Consider the following 15,321-nt stretch of genomic DNA (forward strand, 5'->3'; position numbering starts at 1 on the left):
GTCGCTTAAGGGTTGTTTACTGACTGTTTAACAGATGTCAGAAAGTTATTGATAAAATTCTAAAACAGCTTTAGCAGTGTCATACAATATAAACAATGCATAAATAAATACTGTTAATAACAAAATTTCCAAACTGATATTAATAATAGTTGGATTCCAAGACCAATCTATTTTTTTCGATAAAATAGAAAGAATTAGACCGCTGCCTATCAAAGCAATTTGTTCACGGATAGACAACAACATTTGTGATTTGGTAGCACCAAAGATTTCATTAACTTTTTTTTGATGCTCACGACTGATTTCATACATTTTCGACAAAATAACAGCTATTGTTGCAGTGTTGATCGCCATCAAAGTAACCAGAATATTGAGCAAATTGTCCTGCATGAATTCTCTGACAAAAGAAATCCCAAATAATGCTTGAATGGCACAAATAACCACAGCAATGACAAAAGATTTGGCAAAGGTGTCAGCAATAGTTTTAATCATTTTCTCTACAAGAATCTTGAATTCTGTCAACAAGGTTATAAGGGTGATATTCAATAGTAATCTCATCAACCGTTAAACTAGACTGTTCAGTTTTGACGTTGGTGATTGCTTTAACACCTTTACACTTTACTCTAATATTTCCACCTCCTTTACTGCTGTAATCTACCAGTTCAGGAAGTTGCGGCATACTGGGTGAAATATTCAAAGTACCATTTTCGGGAGCAGTCAAAGCCAATTCTGTTGTAGCAGAATTAGACATTTTAGCTATGGCTTTTAATTCTTCACTTAATGACTGAGAAATAGAAGCCATGTTAGGAGTAACTATTTTGAAGATAACCTTTTCTAAGTTGCGACCTTCAATAAATTCCCAAAAGGATTTCTTATCAAATATCGGATTGATTTGCACATTTAAATTATGAATAGCAAGTATTTCATTTAAACGTTTTTCCAAGGTTGCTGCCAATGAATTAGTACTATGAAAGGCTATTGGTCGATATTCAATAGCAATAATTTGTTGCTCTGGGTCATTCCAAATAAGCACAAACGCACTTGGCCAATTTTCTTCAGAAACCGATTCAAAATTTTCTGTTTCTCTCTTTATTCGCTTACGTGTAGCAACTTTAAATACAAAAAGTTGCTCACTTTCATCTGCGTGGTTATTTGGGAAAATTTGCTTAATTCTTATCTTTCTAGCCGTTTCTTCATATGAATTCAAATCACTATGCAGGATAAGATTGTTAAAGGCTTCGATAAAAAATGCATTTTTATTTTGGATTACTTCTTCAACTGTCATATCTCCAACATGTAAAGGCAGGCGTTCTTGAATACGTTCATTCGGAATAATTTGATAGCGATATAGGTGAAAAAGACGGTTAGCCATAATTGATTGAACCCAGTAATAAAACTGGGTTCAATCATAACACGATTTAATATAGAAACAATGGTTACTCCAACACCTTCCGAATCGCAAAACCGGTCACATCCACCACCAGCTCATTATCTACGGTATAGCTGTCACCCGCTTCGGTGGCGCAGAAGCCGAGGTACGATGTCGGGCGCGCGCCTTCCACGTCGGGAACTAGGCTGATTTTGGCGTCGTCGATCTTTGCCCAGTCCACCGCCGTGCCGTCGGTCGGCACCACGGCGGTAAAGGTAATGTCGTATTGGCCAACGCCGCGGGTAAAGCCTTTGACGCGGCGGGTGCGGTTCATGGTTTTTACGGGCTTTTTGCCGGTGTTGTCTTTCACGTCGATTTTGGTTACTTCGACTTCGTTCGCGCCCAGATAGAGGATGACGCTGCCAACGTATTCGGTACTCATGTTTCAGCCTTTCTTACAAATATAAATCTACAACCATACCTACTACATGCAGGCCGTTGACGACATCGCTGGGAATGCGGCAGTTCAACATGCCGGTGTTTTGCAGGTCGCGTTCCACAATCAGTTTCGGCAGGTTTTCTTCCACGCGCTCCAAAATTTCCAGCTCTTCGCAGCGCATCAATACGTCAATCAGTTCGCTGCGCACGCGCGGCGGGGTGCGGTCGCTCAATTTGTCGCGCGGGAATCTTAGGGCGATGCGGTCGACGCAGGCGCGGCTTACATAAATCAGGGTGCGCACGGTGGTTACGTCCAGCAGGCTTTCGTCTGCCGTGCCGTTGGCGGTTTTGGTGTAGGTGGTGATGGCGCGCACGATTTGCGCCTGCGTACCGGCCGGACTGGTTTCAATCGGGGTAACACCGTTATACAGGGCGTTTTCCTGCTCGGTGCGCATGGTTTTGTCTTTGCTTTCGCACACGCCGATGCTGTTTAATGCCAGCGTGTTCAACGGGCGGGCGGGGTCTTCTTCGCTCGCCATCACAGCGGCAAAGGCGGCGGCCAGCTCGCAAGGCAGGCTGGGGGTGCCGCGATACCACGCGCTGACGATATGGCCGTGGTTCAGACGGCCTGCCAAGGTGGTGGCTTGCGCCAGCGTACCGGTTTGGCCGTATACGCAGATTGCCCAGCGTTTTTCCATCGGGCTGGCTACGGTATCCAAATGGGCACGCAGTTTCAGCAGGTTGGTTTCGTCGTTGATACCGCAGGCGATGATGTGGTGGCCTTCGGCGACTACGGCATTGAGCGCGGCGGCAATATCGGGGTTGGCATCGCCGCCCGTCATGGCGGTAACGGCGGCGGTAATGCCTTCGGCGGTATTGCTGGTTTTGATGCGGATGGCGTTGCCGGCCGTACCTTTGTTTTTGGCGGTAAGCGTCACCACTGCTTCGGCAACGGTGGCGGTAACCGGCAAATCGGGCACGGCATCGATGGCGGCTTTGACGGCGGCGGCAACGGTGGCTGCGGTGTCTTCGGCGCCGATGCCGATGGTTAAAGTGTCGGCATTGGCAATGCTCACACGCAACACGCCTTGGGTATTGGCAGTACCGCTTAAGGTGATTTTACCGCCGGCGGCCACTCCGGCCTTGTTGTCGGCTACGGTAATCAGGCTTAAATCGGCATAGGCATAGGCTTTAATCGCGGCGGTAACCATCAGGTGCGCCATGCTGCCTGCGCCGTATTTGGCGGCCGCATCGGCGGCGGAAAACACGTTTTCCAGCTCGGTAAGCTCACCCAAAGCGGGATTGTTGTGTTGCGCCACAATCAACACGCGCTGTTTGTTGGTGGGCAGGTTGCGCACGGCCAGCTTGGTGTTCCACTCGGCGTACACGCCCGGCTTGCGGGTGCTGGCGGGGATTTTTTCGAAATTGATGTTTGCGGATGCCATTATTTGCTGCCTTTCGCGGGTTGGGTGTCTTCGGTTACGACCACAAGGTCGCCGTATTCGATACAGCGGCGGTAATAGGCGGCATCGGGTACGGTAACGGTTTCTTGGTCGGTAATGTATTCATGTGGTTTACCGGCCAGCGGCACTTGCAGGCCGTCGGCGGCGCGTACTTTAATGGTTTCGTTCATGGTTTCACCTTGGTTTCAACGGTGGCCGCCATATCGGCGGGTTGGTCGGGGGTTTTCGGCGGGATACGCAATTCAAGGTTCACGCCTTTAAAGTCGGGATGTTCGGGTTCGGTGCGGCCTTGGTATTCGGATACGTCGGCATATACTTTCGCCTGTTGGCCGTCTGAAACCGCAGGCCGCGGCCAATCGCCGTCTTGCAGCGCGTCTTCAAACCAATACGTTTCAAATTCCAGCGCAAACACACTAACGGCGTCTTGCTCCATTTGGCGGCTGAACAGGCTTTTGGCCGCCCCCGGTTGCAGACGGTCTATCTGTAAGCCCAGCGATTGATTGGTCAGCAGGTGGCGGCAGGTCTGCATCAGGCGGTAGGTGCCGACATCATGGCGGTGCAGGCCGCCGAAACGGCTGTCTGCTTCGCTGCCGCTGGCACGGTCTCCCACCAATACCGTGAATTGGCCAATCGCTTTAAAACGGCTGCCGCGCGTATCGTGGCGGACGGTGTCTTTGATGCCGGCAAACATGACCCACACGGCGGGGAACTGGTTGACCACCTGCGCCAAACCTTCGCCGTCGAACTCGCCGCCGTAAGTAAAGACACCCGTTACCATTTGGCCGAGGCCGTCTGAAAGCCGCTGCCTGATGGCTTGTTCAATAGACGCTATCACGACCGAACACCTTTTCCTGTGTGGTAAACATCACGCCGTTGCCTTGTACGGCGGGCTTTTCGCCTGCGGGTTCGGTAACGCCCAAGCCGACTTTCCCCGCCGCCACCAGTTGCAGGAATTTCACTGCCGCTTCATAGCGGTGCACAATGTCTTCGGTAAGCTGCCGTTTGCCGGTACACAGGCGGTACACCGCAATATCGCAGCAATACACGGTTAAGATGCGCAGCGGCTTGGGCAGAGGCAGGGTATAGCGGTTCATCAGATAGCCGTCGATTTCGGCGGCGGCATCATCCAAAGCCTGCTGTGCGACGGTTTCGTCCACCGCGCCCTTGCGGGACAAGTCGGTCAGGCCGGTGATGGTGGCTTCGCCGAAACGCGCCACCAAATCGGCAACGGCGGCGTAGCTCATGATGCGTCCGTCGGCAGGGCTTCGCGCGCTTCAACCATACGGTCGCCAATCAGGCGCTCAAAGTCGGCGGGTTCGAAGTCGGCACGGCGCACAAACGTCCAGTTCGGCTGTACATGGTAGCCGGCGCGGAAAAACGCATGGCCGTGTTTGCTCTTAATCGCCACCACTTCGGCATCTGCGGCGGGTGCTCCGCTGCCGGTGTAAAAGGCGGCTTCCGCTTCAGGTGTCAAAGTTTCGCCGTCTGAAATGCCGCCGGGTGCAAGGCCGGCTTCAAGCAGTCTTTCCAATTTGGCATTGCGCTCTTGCTCGGCGGCCAACTCTGCCTGCGCTACCTGAATTTCGGCATTGGCTTTGTCTAATTCGGCTCTCAAGGCTTCAATCTCGGCCTGTAAGGCAGCGGTTACGGTTACCTCTTCCGGTTGGACATCGACGGTCGCGCCAACTTCCTGTCCGTTTTTTTCTTTTGCCATTTTCTATCCCTTCCGGCGGGCGGTGCCCGCCTGTTCGTTACAGCAACCAAGGCGATACGATGACTTTCGCCTTGCCTTTGTTCGGGTTGTACGCGCCGTTGGCCAGGCGGTCGCCTTCCACCAGCTCTTTGGCCGCATTTTCCAAAGCAGGCGGTACCAGCAGCACATTCGGGCGGATGGCCAGCGGTCTGCCGCCGTCGCCTTTCAGGCTCACCATCGCGTTGTAGGCTTTCTCGAAACCGGCAGCGTCCAGTTTCTCTTGCGATTTCGCCGCCATCTGCCAGAAGCCCAAGCCCACGTTGCAACGGCCGTCCACGCCGTAGCGGTATTCGTTGCGCATGAATACGCCTTCGTCGGTATCGGCGGTCATGGCGGTAAACTGCTTCGCTTTACGCTCTTGGTAAATCAACGGTTTCAGGGCGCGGGTAGTGTCCAGCAGATACCAGGCCGCTTCGCTGCCGGCGAAAATATTGGATACGGTACTGGCTTGACCGGTGCCGTCCACTTTTTCATACACGGGATGGTCGGTATCAAAGAAGTTCTGACCGTCGTAACACAACGTGGCGTGTGCATTTTTCAGCAAGGCAAACACCAATTCGTCGGGATGTACCGCCGAAGCGCGGCCCATCTCGGTCATCATCGGCGCGTAAATGCCGACGTTGTCGTCTTCGATGTCGTTGCGGTTGACCTTGACCGAGCTTTCAAAATGTTTGTTGGTGATGGCATAGCCGTGCGCCTTCATATCTTGGAATACGCGGTCGCCCACCCATTCGCGGAAAGCGGGCCATTGGCCGAGCCAGCCGTAAGTATTGGACGCAGTGGAAGACGGAATGACGGTGGCGATTTCCTTGTATTGGCTTTCCGCCATTTTCAGGCCGTCTTGGAAATTCTTTTTAAAGCCGGTGAACAGGGCTTTTAAGGTGTCTGGTGTGATAATCATGTTGTCTTTTCCTTTATCGGATTACTTGGCCTTCGCATAATCTTCGGCAGAGATGCCCAATTGCGCGGCGACGGCTGCTTCTTCGGCGGTCAGCGCGGACGTACCGTCTGCGCCGCCTTTGCCGCCGGTCTGCGTTTTGCTCAAAGCGGCCAGTGCCAAGCTGCCGTCAATCAGGGCTTTAAACGCTTCAGGGTCTTTGGCGGCCAGTTGGCGCGCCGATGCTTCTTGATGCGGCAACAGGCGGCCGTCTGAAAGCGCGGCACGGATCAGGCCGTCTGAAGTGCCGCCCACTTCCATTGCAATCACTTTCTTGCTCAACGCGGCCACTTGCGCTTTGAGTTCGGCTACCTCGCCGTCGTCGGCATTGCCGCCTTGCGGCTTGTCTTCGGGCTTGCCGGCATCGCCTTTACCACCTTCGCCGCCTTGCGGTTCTTCTTTGGGTGCGGCCAGTGCTTCGGCGAGCGTTTTACCGCCCAGCTTTTCCTGTGCTTCGGCCAAAGCCGCTTCGATGGCTTTGTCGTCGGCATCCGCCGCCAAGCCCAAGAGCTTGATTAAAGCTTCCTTGTTCATACTTGTTTCCTGTTTGGGGTTGATAGAGTTTTGGCGGCTCAATGCAGCCAGAGCCATGCCGTCCAGTGCGGGCGAATTGGTCAACGCCACACTGTGCAGCCCGCGTACATTGCCCAGCGTGTCGTATTCGAGTACCGGCGACAGATAGCGGTATTCGCCGCTGTCTATCATGTCTTTGGCGCGCTGCGTCCATTTCACTTCGCCCATCAGGCCGCGCTCGTCATCCCACACATATTTGCTGATCCAGCCGGCGGCAGGGTTTTGCTGCCCCGTTTCGGCGGCTTTCAGCGTGGCGTGTTCGTAGTCGACCACAAGGTCGGTTTGCGCGGCGTCAAAGGCGGCAATGATTTGCTGTGCCAAATCGGCAGACATCGTCCAGTGCGGCACACCCGTATCGGTGCGGCCGTCAACCGGTGCGAATTGGCCTTTGGGTACGATTTTGATTAAGCCGTCCGAACCGCCGACATGGGCGGCGGATAAGGCGGCAAGAAGGGTTTTGGTGTCCATAGCCCGCATTGTGCGGCAGCCGCGCCCTCGTCAAAGCTTGGCCTATGTCAGACAGATGAATTTCTAGGGAAGGGAAATGTACTTGCAGAGATACGCGCGGGATAGTGTTCAAAAGGTGTTCAAACGCGCGCAGGATTGATTTTCAGGCGATGGGTAGGGGTAAGTATGGGTTAGGGCGTTTTCGGGCTGTTTTTCGGCATTTTTCAGACAGGCATGATTACCGCCCCTGAATGGCCTGTGCCAGATATTCCGCCACCGCATCGGATAGGGCCTTTTCGTCCTCCGGTTGCAGGGTCATAAACGGGCGTGCGGGAATATTGCTGCCAGGGTGGTTAACCTGCTTAGCAAAGCGGCCGCCGAATTTCAACGCTTTGCCTTTTTTCGGTCTAATCAAGTGTGGCGAGGTTTTCCCACCGAAGTTATGGATAGCCGCATATTCCACATTGGTGCCGACCACCGCCGTATCGTTGGTACTGCTCGGCGTAATCGAATTGCACAGGCGGCCGCTGGCTTGCAACAGCCCCGAACCTTCACGCGCGGCCGGATATTTGCGCGGCGCCCAAGCGGGACGGCCTCCGGCGGCGAAATTCTCCAGTACGGCGTTGCGCATGATGCGGGCAAGCCGCGTCATCAAAGGCTTGGTGTGGGAGGTACGCCGCGCCGCAGCGTTTAAGCTGTTTTGCAGGGTGTCTGTGTTGATTTTTATCTCAATCATGGTATATTGGTTCCAACAGCCATAAAACTCGGGTTTCCTACTGGAAAGGTTACGGCCACGTTACCGTGTCGCGTATTATCCTGTTCGAATCAGGCAAAGAGTTTATGGCTTTTTCCATATTGTTTCATACCCGTACAGTAAGCTATTCACCTGTTTATCCGTTTCAGCAATCATGCCGGTGTTGACCATATTCAAGGTCAGATGTTCTTTCTTACCTGTCAACGGATGTCGGGTTTTCACATCATAGTCCAGCGTTACCACCAGCTTCCCCTTGCCTGCCGGCAGCGGATACACAAATGCCAAAAACTGTTTGGCATCGTCATTTCGCCCCGCCTTGCCTAATAAAATCTGCTCCGGTTCTTGCAGCAGTTCGGGTATCCTCTCCCAAAACGATACCGGCAGCGGCTTGACCTTCTTGTCGCGCAAAGCGTGCAATACCCGCTCGTCGCTTATGGCAATCACGGCGGATTGCGGGTAAATTTTCCTTGCCGCCAATGCGTCCAACACGGGCAGGGCCAATGCGCCCACATACAGCGTTTTCCCGCGCGCTACTTTTTCCGCATCCACCCGCCGCACCATTTGCGCCGCCTGTTGCGACACCGCCCGCATCAAATCGGGCTGTTTTAAGGCCGTCTGAATCGATACGCTCGCCAGTTTCGGCGGCAGTTCCACTGCACGCTGCATCTGCAACTGCCCCAAGTTGGCCAAATGGCTTTTACCGACATTGTGCTGAAAGCCAGCATCGGTATAAAAACGGCGGCCGTCCGGCAACTTTACCGCTTTGGCAGGGCGGGTATCGCCCTTGCGGTTGACCACCACTTCCGTATCTTCAAGCTGTGCTTTTTGCGGCAGCAGATTGCGCCGTTTCAAATCACTGTCTGAAAGCGCCCGCACGGTACAGCGGCAATTGAAGCCGTTGGGCGGGTAGAAGTAATCCCAAAACGGGTCGTCGATGTGATACACCGCACCATGCGCCGCCGCATGGCTTTGGCGTGTGCGGCTGTCCAAAATGGCCGAGTATTGCAGCCACGGCGCATCATCCCGACCTTCTTCAAACGCCTGCCAATGACCGGCCATGTAAGCCGATTGCATCTGCGTGCGGAAAATCGTTTCCATGCGGTGTTTGGTAATGCCGCGTCCGAGGACTTCGCCGGTGTCTCCGTCCACAATATCGCCGTCTTTGAGCAGATGCCAGTCATGTGCTTTCAGACGGCCTTGCACTTCATCGCGCCAAGCCTCAAACGATTTGCCCGATTTCGCCGCTTCATACATTGCCGCGTGAAACTCGCCGACAATATCCTGCCTGTGTATGCCTGCAATCATCCGCGCCTTGGCCTGCGCCTCATTCCATTTCACATCCCAGTCGGGCGGGATATGGTAGCCCAAACCTTCAAAATATTTGACCGCCGCTTCCGGCTCCAAACCGAAGGTAAAACCCAAATCAGCCATTGAGCCGCCCCCACAGGTCGGAGATGAAAATCACCCGCGCCAAGGCCGTCTGAAATTCGGTGCTGTCCAAATGCGGATAAGCACGCAACAGCCGCTCCTGCACCTCTTCATAGCTGTCGCCCTCGGCCAAAGCCTGACCCAACCCGCGCAAAAACGGCTCGATATGCTCGGGCAGGGCGATTTTGCCCAAACCTGCGTTATCGATGGCCGCCTGCCCCATATCCAAGATTTCGCCCTGCCTGCTCAAGGCCACGCGGCGGTAACTTAACGGCGCAACTTTGACACCTTCGCTTTCAGCCGTCTGCAAAGCCAATACCGGCTCGTCGTCCGAAGCCAGCGGAATCGCCAGTTTTTCCTGCGCCCACGCCAGCGGAATCTTCATGCCCATCTCTACCAGCCTAGGCAAAGATTCGGCGTAAACCGCCATATCTTCGGGCAACTGCGTATCAAACTGGAAACGCGGCAGGCGGGTTTCATCCACATTGCCTTTATTCAGCTGCAGCAGGGGCAGAATCAGTTGCTGCGTTATCGTACCGGCAAGCTGCTTGGCATCCGACACCAGCAAATCATGGCGCACCTCGTTATGCACCTGACCCAGCGCGTTGGTACTGGTTTTACCGTCGGCCATACTGGTAAGCGTACCGCCCAGAATCGCTTTCGATGATGTTTTATCCGCCCAGTCGATCATCGCCATAAACGGCTCGCTGCTGCCGTTGGCGGCATTAAGCAATTCGATATTCATGGTTTCGGGGATAATGCCCGCGGCGTTATGGCCGATTTCCTTTACCGCCCGCAGCAGCGTGGTTTTATCGGTTTCGTCCGCCCCCACCGCATATTTGCCCAAGCGCGTCGGCAGACCGTAGATTTCCAGAAACTCGGCCAAATCGCGCACCGAATAATTCTTAAACAGATACGGCCAAACCAGTGTGCGCATCAGCCCGCCGCGTACCAGCAAACCCGAACGGCTGCGGTGTTTGTGTACCAGCCAGCCGAACGCCCACAGCTCTTCCCCGTCCGGATTATCCTGTTTGGCCAACCGCACATTATCGGCACCGTCCACCTTAAACCAGCCTTGCGGACGGTGGATAAAGTTTTTCGGCAGCCACAGGCCGCCTATTTGCTGCCATTCGATTTCCACACAGGCAAAGCCGTGGCCGACCGCATCCAAAAGGTCGAACATCATGTCTTCGAAATCGGGCAGACGCTCAATCCATCCCTTGACTTCTTCGGCCAGCCGCCGTTCGGCGTCGGTGCTGTCCGGCGGCGGCATCACGCGCCAATCCAGCCCGATGACCGCCCGCTTGCGCTTGCTCATCTCGGAAAAGATATGGCCGTCTTTCTCTTCGATGTCGGCAAAGAGTTCCGACTGCGCCTTCATATCGCCGCGCTCAGCAGCTTCCAAAATGCCGTGCAGCTTCTGCGGTGTCAAACCTTTGCTCGGGTGTTCGTGAGTCTGGGTGTTTTGGGTAATTTCCGCCGTTTGCGGGGTGGATTTCGGTGTATAGCGGCCCGGCAGAATTTTGCTCAATGCACTGCTGAAAATGTTTTTCATAAATAAAAAAAGGGCAAGTTAAACTTGCCCCAATTCTCTGCTGCCTGCATTAATCGTAAGCCCTGCCCGGTGTCAGTTTCACCATGCGCCGCTGCCGAAGCCGCCGTCCGACCCATGTTTCGGCACCGCCATATATTCCACCGGCGCACTGTTGGCCGTTGCTCCCGACCACAGCATATGCACCGCGTCGGGGCCGTCGTCATGGTCTGCCTTGGGAAAATGGCGAAACTGTTGGATTAAGGTTTGCTGATTGGCATTAAGCAAAATCAACCCATTGGCCATGTGCGGCTGCAAAGTCTCAATCCGTAGCAGCTTGTCGGCAATCGGTTTGACCGCCCGCGCCGGCACGGGAATGCCTTTTGCCGCACTTCGTTTTACCAGCTCGTCTTTCAGGAACTCCTGAAACTGCACCGTTTCCACAAACCACAGCTTGCACTTATATTGCGCGTGCAAGCGGATAACGTCCTCAATAATCAAATCGGGCAAACGCTTCTTAATTTGCGCTTCCACGATAAACAGCTTGCCGCTGCTTCTTTGATACCCGCCCACGATAATCGCACTCGGGTCGCGGCTGGCCCCCGCTTTGCCGAGCGAAGGGTCGAGCGCGCCGAAATACACCAAATCGGCGGGCAGCTCCGCCCAAAACTGCATGGATTGGGCAAACGGTGCATCTTCACCGCTCACCGGATCATTCTGATATTCCGAATCGAAAGCCGCGTGTCCGTCGCGGGCGCGGATTTTCATCAAGGCCAGCACGCCGCGCGCCGCCCAAGAGGTTTCCGCCCCTCGTTCCATTTCCGCTTTGTTCGTTTGATAGAACGCATCGGCCACCAACTCACCTTCATTGCGGTACAACTCTTCCCATCTGTCCCACAAATCCATGCGGTCGGGCCATTTCAACATGGCTTTAAACTTGATGCCTTTCCAAAACGGATTATTGAGCGTTCGGTTCAACACACTGTCGTAATGCAAAATCGTGCCGATATAAATCACATCGTATTTTTGCCCCACGCCGCCGAGCGGCAGTACGGTTTTCGTCAGCCACGCATTGAGCTTGTCGCGCTGTTCGGGATTTCGGACTTGTTCGTCGTTTTCAATATCGTCCAAAATAGTCAGGTCGGGGCGGTAAGGACCGTGGCGCAATCCGCGCAGCTTTTTGCCGCTGCCCGCTACCTGCACCTTGATGTCGTTGGCCGTTACGATGGTACCTGCCTGCCACACGCGGCCTTGGCCGCAGACATCCGCAAAATCGGTTTTCAGGCGGGGATTAAACTCCAATTCCGCTTTGATGGCTTCAAGCATCGGGTATGCTTGGTCTATGCTGTCCATCACAATCACGCAGTAATGCTTGCGTCCCGTTACAATGCACCACAAAGTAAACAACTGCGTAACCTGCGTCGATTTACCCTCGCCGCGCGGCGCGCCAACCGCTTCGTTCTCGCCTTCCGGGGATTCGACGATTTCCGGTAAACGCCTGAATAAGAAGCGGTGCAGGTCGGATTTTTCAGGCGAACGGATATAATGCGGGAAGTAGGTGTTGACGAAATACTCGTAACCGCCTACCGGGTCAAATACCTTCGCCCGCCGCTCGGCCACCGCCGTCGGCGAAGCATCGAAACCGTCTACTTCGGCCTCGATGACTTGACGCAGATTGGCGGCAAGGGCGGACAGGGATTTAAGGAAATCTTTATTTTTCATAAGGATATTAAAATGCCGGAAGCATTAAAAGACATTATTTATCAGGTGATTGAAGCCTACTATGAGTTTGAGAAAGAAAATCGTATCAAAATAAATGAACCTTTACATTATCCATTTTGTGGTATCGATGTAGCTAATATGCAGCCTAAAATTCTTCACAACCTAGGCATAAGTGCAGGCTATTTAGATATCGAAAATTGCGCTATCGAGCTTGTCCAAGAAGGAAGAGCTAAATATGTACCAATTTATAATGCTTATACTTCAGTAAAAGCACCCAACTAACCAAACTTCCTCTCCACCTCCACCCCGAACGGCTCCAACACCTCCACAAAGGCAGCCAAATGTTTGGGGTGTTTTTCTTGCACGAATACCATCAAAAACTGCAACAACTCCAAAGCCGTCGCCAGTTGCGAGGTTTCTGGCAACACCCGCTTGTTCGCCGCCACCGTTTTGGTAAACGCATCGGCCAAACTCGCCAGCAGCTGCACCCGTTTGCTCGGCGGCAAATCTTCCACTTCCGCATCCTGCAACATCGTCATCGTCGCCTGATACTGCACCAGAAACGACGTCATCATCGCCCGCGCGATTTCGTCTATGCTGCCGCCGGCCAGCGTGTGGGCCGCGCGCAGCTTGTTCCAGTCGTCGCCCTGCGCCTTGGCCTCATCGCGCCAGCGGCGGGCGGTGCCGAGCGATACGCCGCATAAAGCCGCCGCCGTCTCAAGGCTCTGCTCGCCGTTGCAGTAGAGTGCCCGCAGCTTGTCGCGGGTCGCCTTCGGATGCGCCATCGTTACAGCCCCAACTTGGCGCGGGCAAATGCGATGCCCGTAGCCACAATGCCGCCCGAAATCGCGCCCGCGGCCGCGCCGGTGGTTGCCGACGTGCGGCGGCAATCGGCATGGATTTTCTTGATTTCCGCATCCATGCGTTCCTGATTTTGTAACAATTTGTCCTGCTTGCCGTTGATTTCTGCCAACGCTCTTAAAATAGGGTCTTGGTTTTGCATTATTTGTCTGCCTTCCGTTCGATTTTCTGGCCGACTTCTTTCAAATCAGCCTTGATTTCACGCAACAAGTTTAAGATTTCGTTCCTGTTGTCTTTTGCTTCCGCTTTCGTCTGATAAGATGTTTCTACGCTGTGCAACCTGCCGAGCAGTTCATCACGATCTTTGCGGGCTTCTTTCAGGCCGTCTGAAATGCTTTTTACCCAATACCACAATAAAGCAATCAGAAACGACACCAACGTGCCGAACACATATTCCACGGTAATCGGTGTATCTCCGTTCATAACACGTCTCCGAACACCACCCGGCAGGCCGCAATACCATAGGGCAGGCGGTCGGATTCGACAGTCAGCGCATCCCCATCGGCTTCCACCTCGAATTTTTCCTTCAGCGCCTGTTTGACCGCAGTGAATTGATGCTCGAAGGCTACATAGCCCAAATCTACGATAAACGTAACTTCAAACCGCGCATCCATCCGCATCACATAGCCCCACATCGTGCGGCTTAAAGTTTCGGCCACCGCCGCGATGAACGGCTCTTGCTCGTTGGCCTTTTGCAGCCCGATTTGCAAACCCGCTTGGCGCACCGCCAACTGACGTTCAATTAATTCACGGTATACGGTCATTCTTTGATACCCATTAAATATTTTATCCGCTTGTACAATTTATTAACCAATGAAATATTTACAAATGTACAAACCTTTGCTATAACTTCACCGTCATACTGCGCATTTTCCCGGGCCGCCCGAAATTTTGCCCGGGCTTCTTCGGGGCTGTCCGCCCAAATGCTCAATGACCAGGACTTGCCGTTAAAGCGGTAAGAAAACGTGTACTCATTCATAGGAGAAACCTTATGTATTTTGAAATCTATAAAGACGCAAAAGGCGAATACCGTTGGCGTTTGAAAGCAGCCAACCATGAAATCATCGCTCAGGGCGAAGGCTACACCAGCAAGCAAAACTGCCAGCACGCAGTCGATTTGCTGAAAAGCACCACCGCCGCCACCCCTGTAAAAGAGGTATAAAATCCGCTTTCACCCTCAGCCCGCGCCCTACGCGGGCTTTTTTTGTCAGTCGCCGACTTTGCGGGAGTGGTTGTCCGACCAATCGCGCCATGCCGCGTTTTGATTTTCAAGTTCGGCAACATAGCCACCAAACTCCACAGCGTGTTCAAGCAAAGCGCGGGTACTGCCGCTTTCCGGAGGAGTAGGGCGTACCGGCGGTACCATCAAGGCCGCAGGTGGCGCGGGCATAACCGGTACCTCGACCGTTTTAATCGGCACCGTATCCGAGGGCTTGGCGGTATTGGCGCAGCCCGTGAGCGCCCAAGCCGTCAATACAAGCATTGCCGGCAATGCTTTTATCCTGTTCGATTGCATGGTGAATCCCTTTCCTGTATTGCTGTTTCAGACGGCCTATTTCAGCATTGGCTGCCGCCAGCTTAATGCCTGCCTGTTTCGTTTTTTCCACCTGCTCCTGCTGCCGCGCATTGGCCCGTTCCAATTCCGCGGCAAATGCCCGGCTGGATGCCAAGAGCGCGGCGGATTTTTCTTTTTCCGCTTGTTCGATAATGACCTGCTGTTCGTTATAGGCCGTCTGAAAGCCCGCACGGTAGGCCAACCCCAACGCCGCCGCCAGCAGCAATGCCGCGACCAAATGGGGCAGGTATTTAATCAGTTTCACGGGCATGGTCGCTCTCCAATTCTTGCCGCTTCACGCTGACAAACGAGCGCGCCACAGCATAGCCGCCGACGATTCCCAAATACACCGCCCAAATCTCTGCCGACGGGTCAGGCAGCATCACAAATTTAAACGTCCCCGCCGCGCAGGCGATGTTCGCCCACAGCTTCGAATGCGACACATTGCCCGTCGCGGGGTTTTTGAAAATATCAAAGATACGCATCTTAATAT

The 15,321-nt window shown here is 53.7% G+C and carries 24 protein-coding genes; 2 read left to right on the forward strand and 22 right to left on the reverse strand.

Features of this window, described 5'->3' with window-relative positions:
- Positions 1-45: 45 nt before the first annotated feature.
- The 14 genes from NQ012_RS02245 to terL all read right to left on the reverse strand — a co-directional run bounded on the left by NQ012_RS02245 (position 46) and on the right by terL (position 12,412).
- Positions 46-489 (reverse strand): hypothetical protein, encoded by a 444-nt coding sequence (locus NQ012_RS02245; protein WP_257065918.1) that lies wholly within the window; start codon positions 487-489, stop codon positions 46-48.
- Complete coding sequence (locus NQ012_RS02250; protein WP_257065919.1) at positions 482-1,369, reverse strand: hypothetical protein; 888 nt, start codon at positions 1,367-1,369, stop codon at positions 482-484. Before NQ012_RS02250 ends, NQ012_RS02245 begins: the two co-directional genes overlap by 8 nt.
- 64 nt (positions 1,370-1,433) lie before the next feature.
- Positions 1,434-1,808, reverse strand: a complete 375-nt coding sequence (locus NQ012_RS02255) for a hypothetical protein (RefSeq protein ID WP_002212737.1) — start codon at positions 1,806-1,808, stop codon at positions 1,434-1,436.
- Positions 1,809-1,821: 13 nt separating this feature from the next.
- Complete coding sequence (locus NQ012_RS02260) at positions 1,822-3,249, reverse strand: phage tail sheath C-terminal domain-containing protein (protein WP_257065920.1); 1,428 nt, start codon at positions 3,247-3,249, stop codon at positions 1,822-1,824.
- On the reverse strand, positions 3,249-3,437 hold the full coding sequence (locus NQ012_RS02265; protein WP_002212735.1) for a DUF2635 domain-containing protein: 189 nt from the start codon (positions 3,435-3,437) through the stop codon (positions 3,249-3,251). The genes NQ012_RS02260 and NQ012_RS02265 overlap by 1 nt, the downstream gene beginning before the upstream one ends.
- Positions 3,434-4,102, reverse strand: a complete 669-nt coding sequence (locus NQ012_RS02270) for a DUF1834 family protein (RefSeq protein WP_257065921.1) — start codon at positions 4,100-4,102, stop codon at positions 3,434-3,436. The genes NQ012_RS02265 and NQ012_RS02270 overlap by 4 nt, the downstream gene beginning before the upstream one ends.
- Positions 4,086-4,511, reverse strand: coding sequence for a gp436 family protein (locus tag NQ012_RS02275; RefSeq protein WP_002212733.1), 426 nt, complete (start codon positions 4,509-4,511; stop codon positions 4,086-4,088). The genes NQ012_RS02270 and NQ012_RS02275 overlap by 17 nt, the downstream gene beginning before the upstream one ends.
- A complete protein-coding gene (locus NQ012_RS02280) occupies positions 4,508-4,981 on the reverse strand; it encodes a hypothetical protein (protein ID WP_257065922.1) in 474 nt (157 codons plus the stop codon). The genes NQ012_RS02275 and NQ012_RS02280 overlap by 4 nt, the downstream gene beginning before the upstream one ends.
- A gap of 37 nt (positions 4,982-5,018) precedes the next feature.
- Positions 5,019-5,921: a Mu-like prophage major head subunit gpT family protein gene (locus NQ012_RS02285; protein WP_002212731.1), complete on the reverse strand. Its 903-nt coding sequence runs from the start codon at positions 5,919-5,921 to the stop codon at positions 5,019-5,021.
- A gap of 21 nt (positions 5,922-5,942) precedes the next feature.
- Positions 5,943-7,007 carry a phage protease gene (locus NQ012_RS02290; protein ID WP_306440774.1) on the reverse strand — a complete coding sequence of 355 codons (1,065 nt, stop codon included), beginning with the start codon at positions 7,005-7,007 and terminating at the stop codon, positions 5,943-5,945.
- A 208-nt stretch (positions 7,008-7,215) separates the two neighbouring features.
- Positions 7,216-7,713, reverse strand: coding sequence for a phage virion morphogenesis protein (locus NQ012_RS02295; RefSeq protein ID WP_257065924.1), 498 nt, complete (start codon positions 7,711-7,713; stop codon positions 7,216-7,218).
- Between the two features lie 102 nt (positions 7,714-7,815).
- Positions 7,816-9,162, reverse strand: coding sequence for a phage head morphogenesis protein (locus NQ012_RS02300; protein ID WP_257065925.1), 1,347 nt, complete (start codon positions 9,160-9,162; stop codon positions 7,816-7,818).
- The gene (locus tag NQ012_RS02305; RefSeq protein WP_306440775.1) at positions 9,155-10,714 is read right to left on the reverse strand and encodes a DUF935 domain-containing protein; all 1,560 of its coding nucleotides are present in this window, start codon (positions 10,712-10,714) and stop codon (positions 9,155-9,157) included. Before NQ012_RS02305 ends, NQ012_RS02300 begins: the two co-directional genes overlap by 8 nt.
- 78 nt (positions 10,715-10,792) lie before the next feature.
- Positions 10,793-12,412, reverse strand: coding sequence for a phage terminase large subunit (terL, locus tag NQ012_RS02310; protein WP_257065929.1), 1,620 nt, complete (start codon positions 12,410-12,412; stop codon positions 10,793-10,795).
- 12 nt (positions 12,413-12,424) lie between these two features.
- On the opposite strand from terL, the gene NQ012_RS02315 reads away from it, so the two are divergent.
- The gene (locus NQ012_RS02315) at positions 12,425-12,694 is read left to right on the forward strand and encodes a hypothetical protein (protein WP_257065931.1); all 270 of its coding nucleotides are present in this window, start codon (positions 12,425-12,427) and stop codon (positions 12,692-12,694) included.
- On the opposite strand, the gene NQ012_RS02320 is transcribed toward NQ012_RS02315, so the two are convergent.
- The 5 genes from NQ012_RS02320 to NQ012_RS02340 are packed head-to-tail and all read right to left on the reverse strand — an operon-like array spanning position 12,691 to position 14,252.
- Positions 12,691-13,197: a DUF1804 family protein gene (locus tag NQ012_RS02320; RefSeq protein ID WP_257065933.1), complete on the reverse strand. Its 507-nt coding sequence runs from the start codon at positions 13,195-13,197 to the stop codon at positions 12,691-12,693. The two genes, NQ012_RS02315 and NQ012_RS02320, sit on opposite strands and share 4 nt — an antisense overlap.
- Before the next feature lie 2 nt (positions 13,198-13,199).
- Positions 13,200-13,415 carry a hypothetical protein gene (locus NQ012_RS02325; protein WP_002212722.1) on the reverse strand — a complete coding sequence of 72 codons (216 nt, stop codon included), beginning with the start codon at positions 13,413-13,415 and terminating at the stop codon, positions 13,200-13,202.
- Positions 13,415-13,696, reverse strand: coding sequence for a hypothetical protein (locus NQ012_RS02330; protein ID WP_257065934.1), 282 nt, complete (start codon positions 13,694-13,696; stop codon positions 13,415-13,417). The genes NQ012_RS02325 and NQ012_RS02330 overlap by 1 nt, the downstream gene beginning before the upstream one ends.
- Positions 13,693-14,037 carry a hypothetical protein gene (locus NQ012_RS02335; protein ID WP_257065935.1) on the reverse strand — a complete coding sequence of 115 codons (345 nt, stop codon included), beginning with the start codon at positions 14,035-14,037 and terminating at the stop codon, positions 13,693-13,695. Before NQ012_RS02335 ends, NQ012_RS02330 begins: the two co-directional genes overlap by 4 nt.
- Positions 14,034-14,252 carry a hypothetical protein gene (locus NQ012_RS02340; protein WP_257065936.1) on the reverse strand — a complete coding sequence of 73 codons (219 nt, stop codon included), beginning with the start codon at positions 14,250-14,252 and terminating at the stop codon, positions 14,034-14,036. The genes NQ012_RS02335 and NQ012_RS02340 overlap by 4 nt, the downstream gene beginning before the upstream one ends.
- A gap of 12 nt (positions 14,253-14,264) precedes the next feature.
- On the opposite strand from NQ012_RS02340, the gene NQ012_RS02345 reads away from it, so the two are divergent.
- Positions 14,265-14,435 carry a YegP family protein gene (locus NQ012_RS02345; RefSeq protein WP_002215844.1) on the forward strand — a complete coding sequence of 57 codons (171 nt, stop codon included), beginning with the start codon at positions 14,265-14,267 and terminating at the stop codon, positions 14,433-14,435.
- A 45-nt stretch (positions 14,436-14,480) separates the two neighbouring features.
- Here NQ012_RS02345 and NQ012_RS13120 read toward each other — a convergent pair whose 3' ends face one another.
- Genes NQ012_RS13120 through NQ012_RS02360 form a run of 3 tightly spaced genes read right to left on the reverse strand, consistent with a single transcriptional unit; the run spans position 14,481 to position 15,313 of the window.
- Positions 14,481-14,663, reverse strand: coding sequence for a hypothetical protein (locus NQ012_RS13120; protein ID WP_257065937.1), 183 nt, complete (start codon positions 14,661-14,663; stop codon positions 14,481-14,483).
- Positions 14,664-14,682: 19 nt separating this feature from the next.
- The gene (locus NQ012_RS02355; protein WP_257065938.1) at positions 14,683-15,099 is read right to left on the reverse strand and encodes a hypothetical protein; all 417 of its coding nucleotides are present in this window, start codon (positions 15,097-15,099) and stop codon (positions 14,683-14,685) included.
- Complete coding sequence (locus NQ012_RS02360; protein ID WP_257066020.1) at positions 15,080-15,313, reverse strand: hypothetical protein; 234 nt, start codon at positions 15,311-15,313, stop codon at positions 15,080-15,082. The genes NQ012_RS02355 and NQ012_RS02360 overlap by 20 nt, the downstream gene beginning before the upstream one ends.
- Between the last annotated feature and the right edge of the window lie 8 nt (positions 15,314-15,321).

Source organism: Neisseria dentiae (assembly GCF_024580525.1).
GTDB lineage: Bacteria > Pseudomonadota > Gammaproteobacteria > Burkholderiales > Neisseriaceae > Neisseria > Neisseria dentiae_A.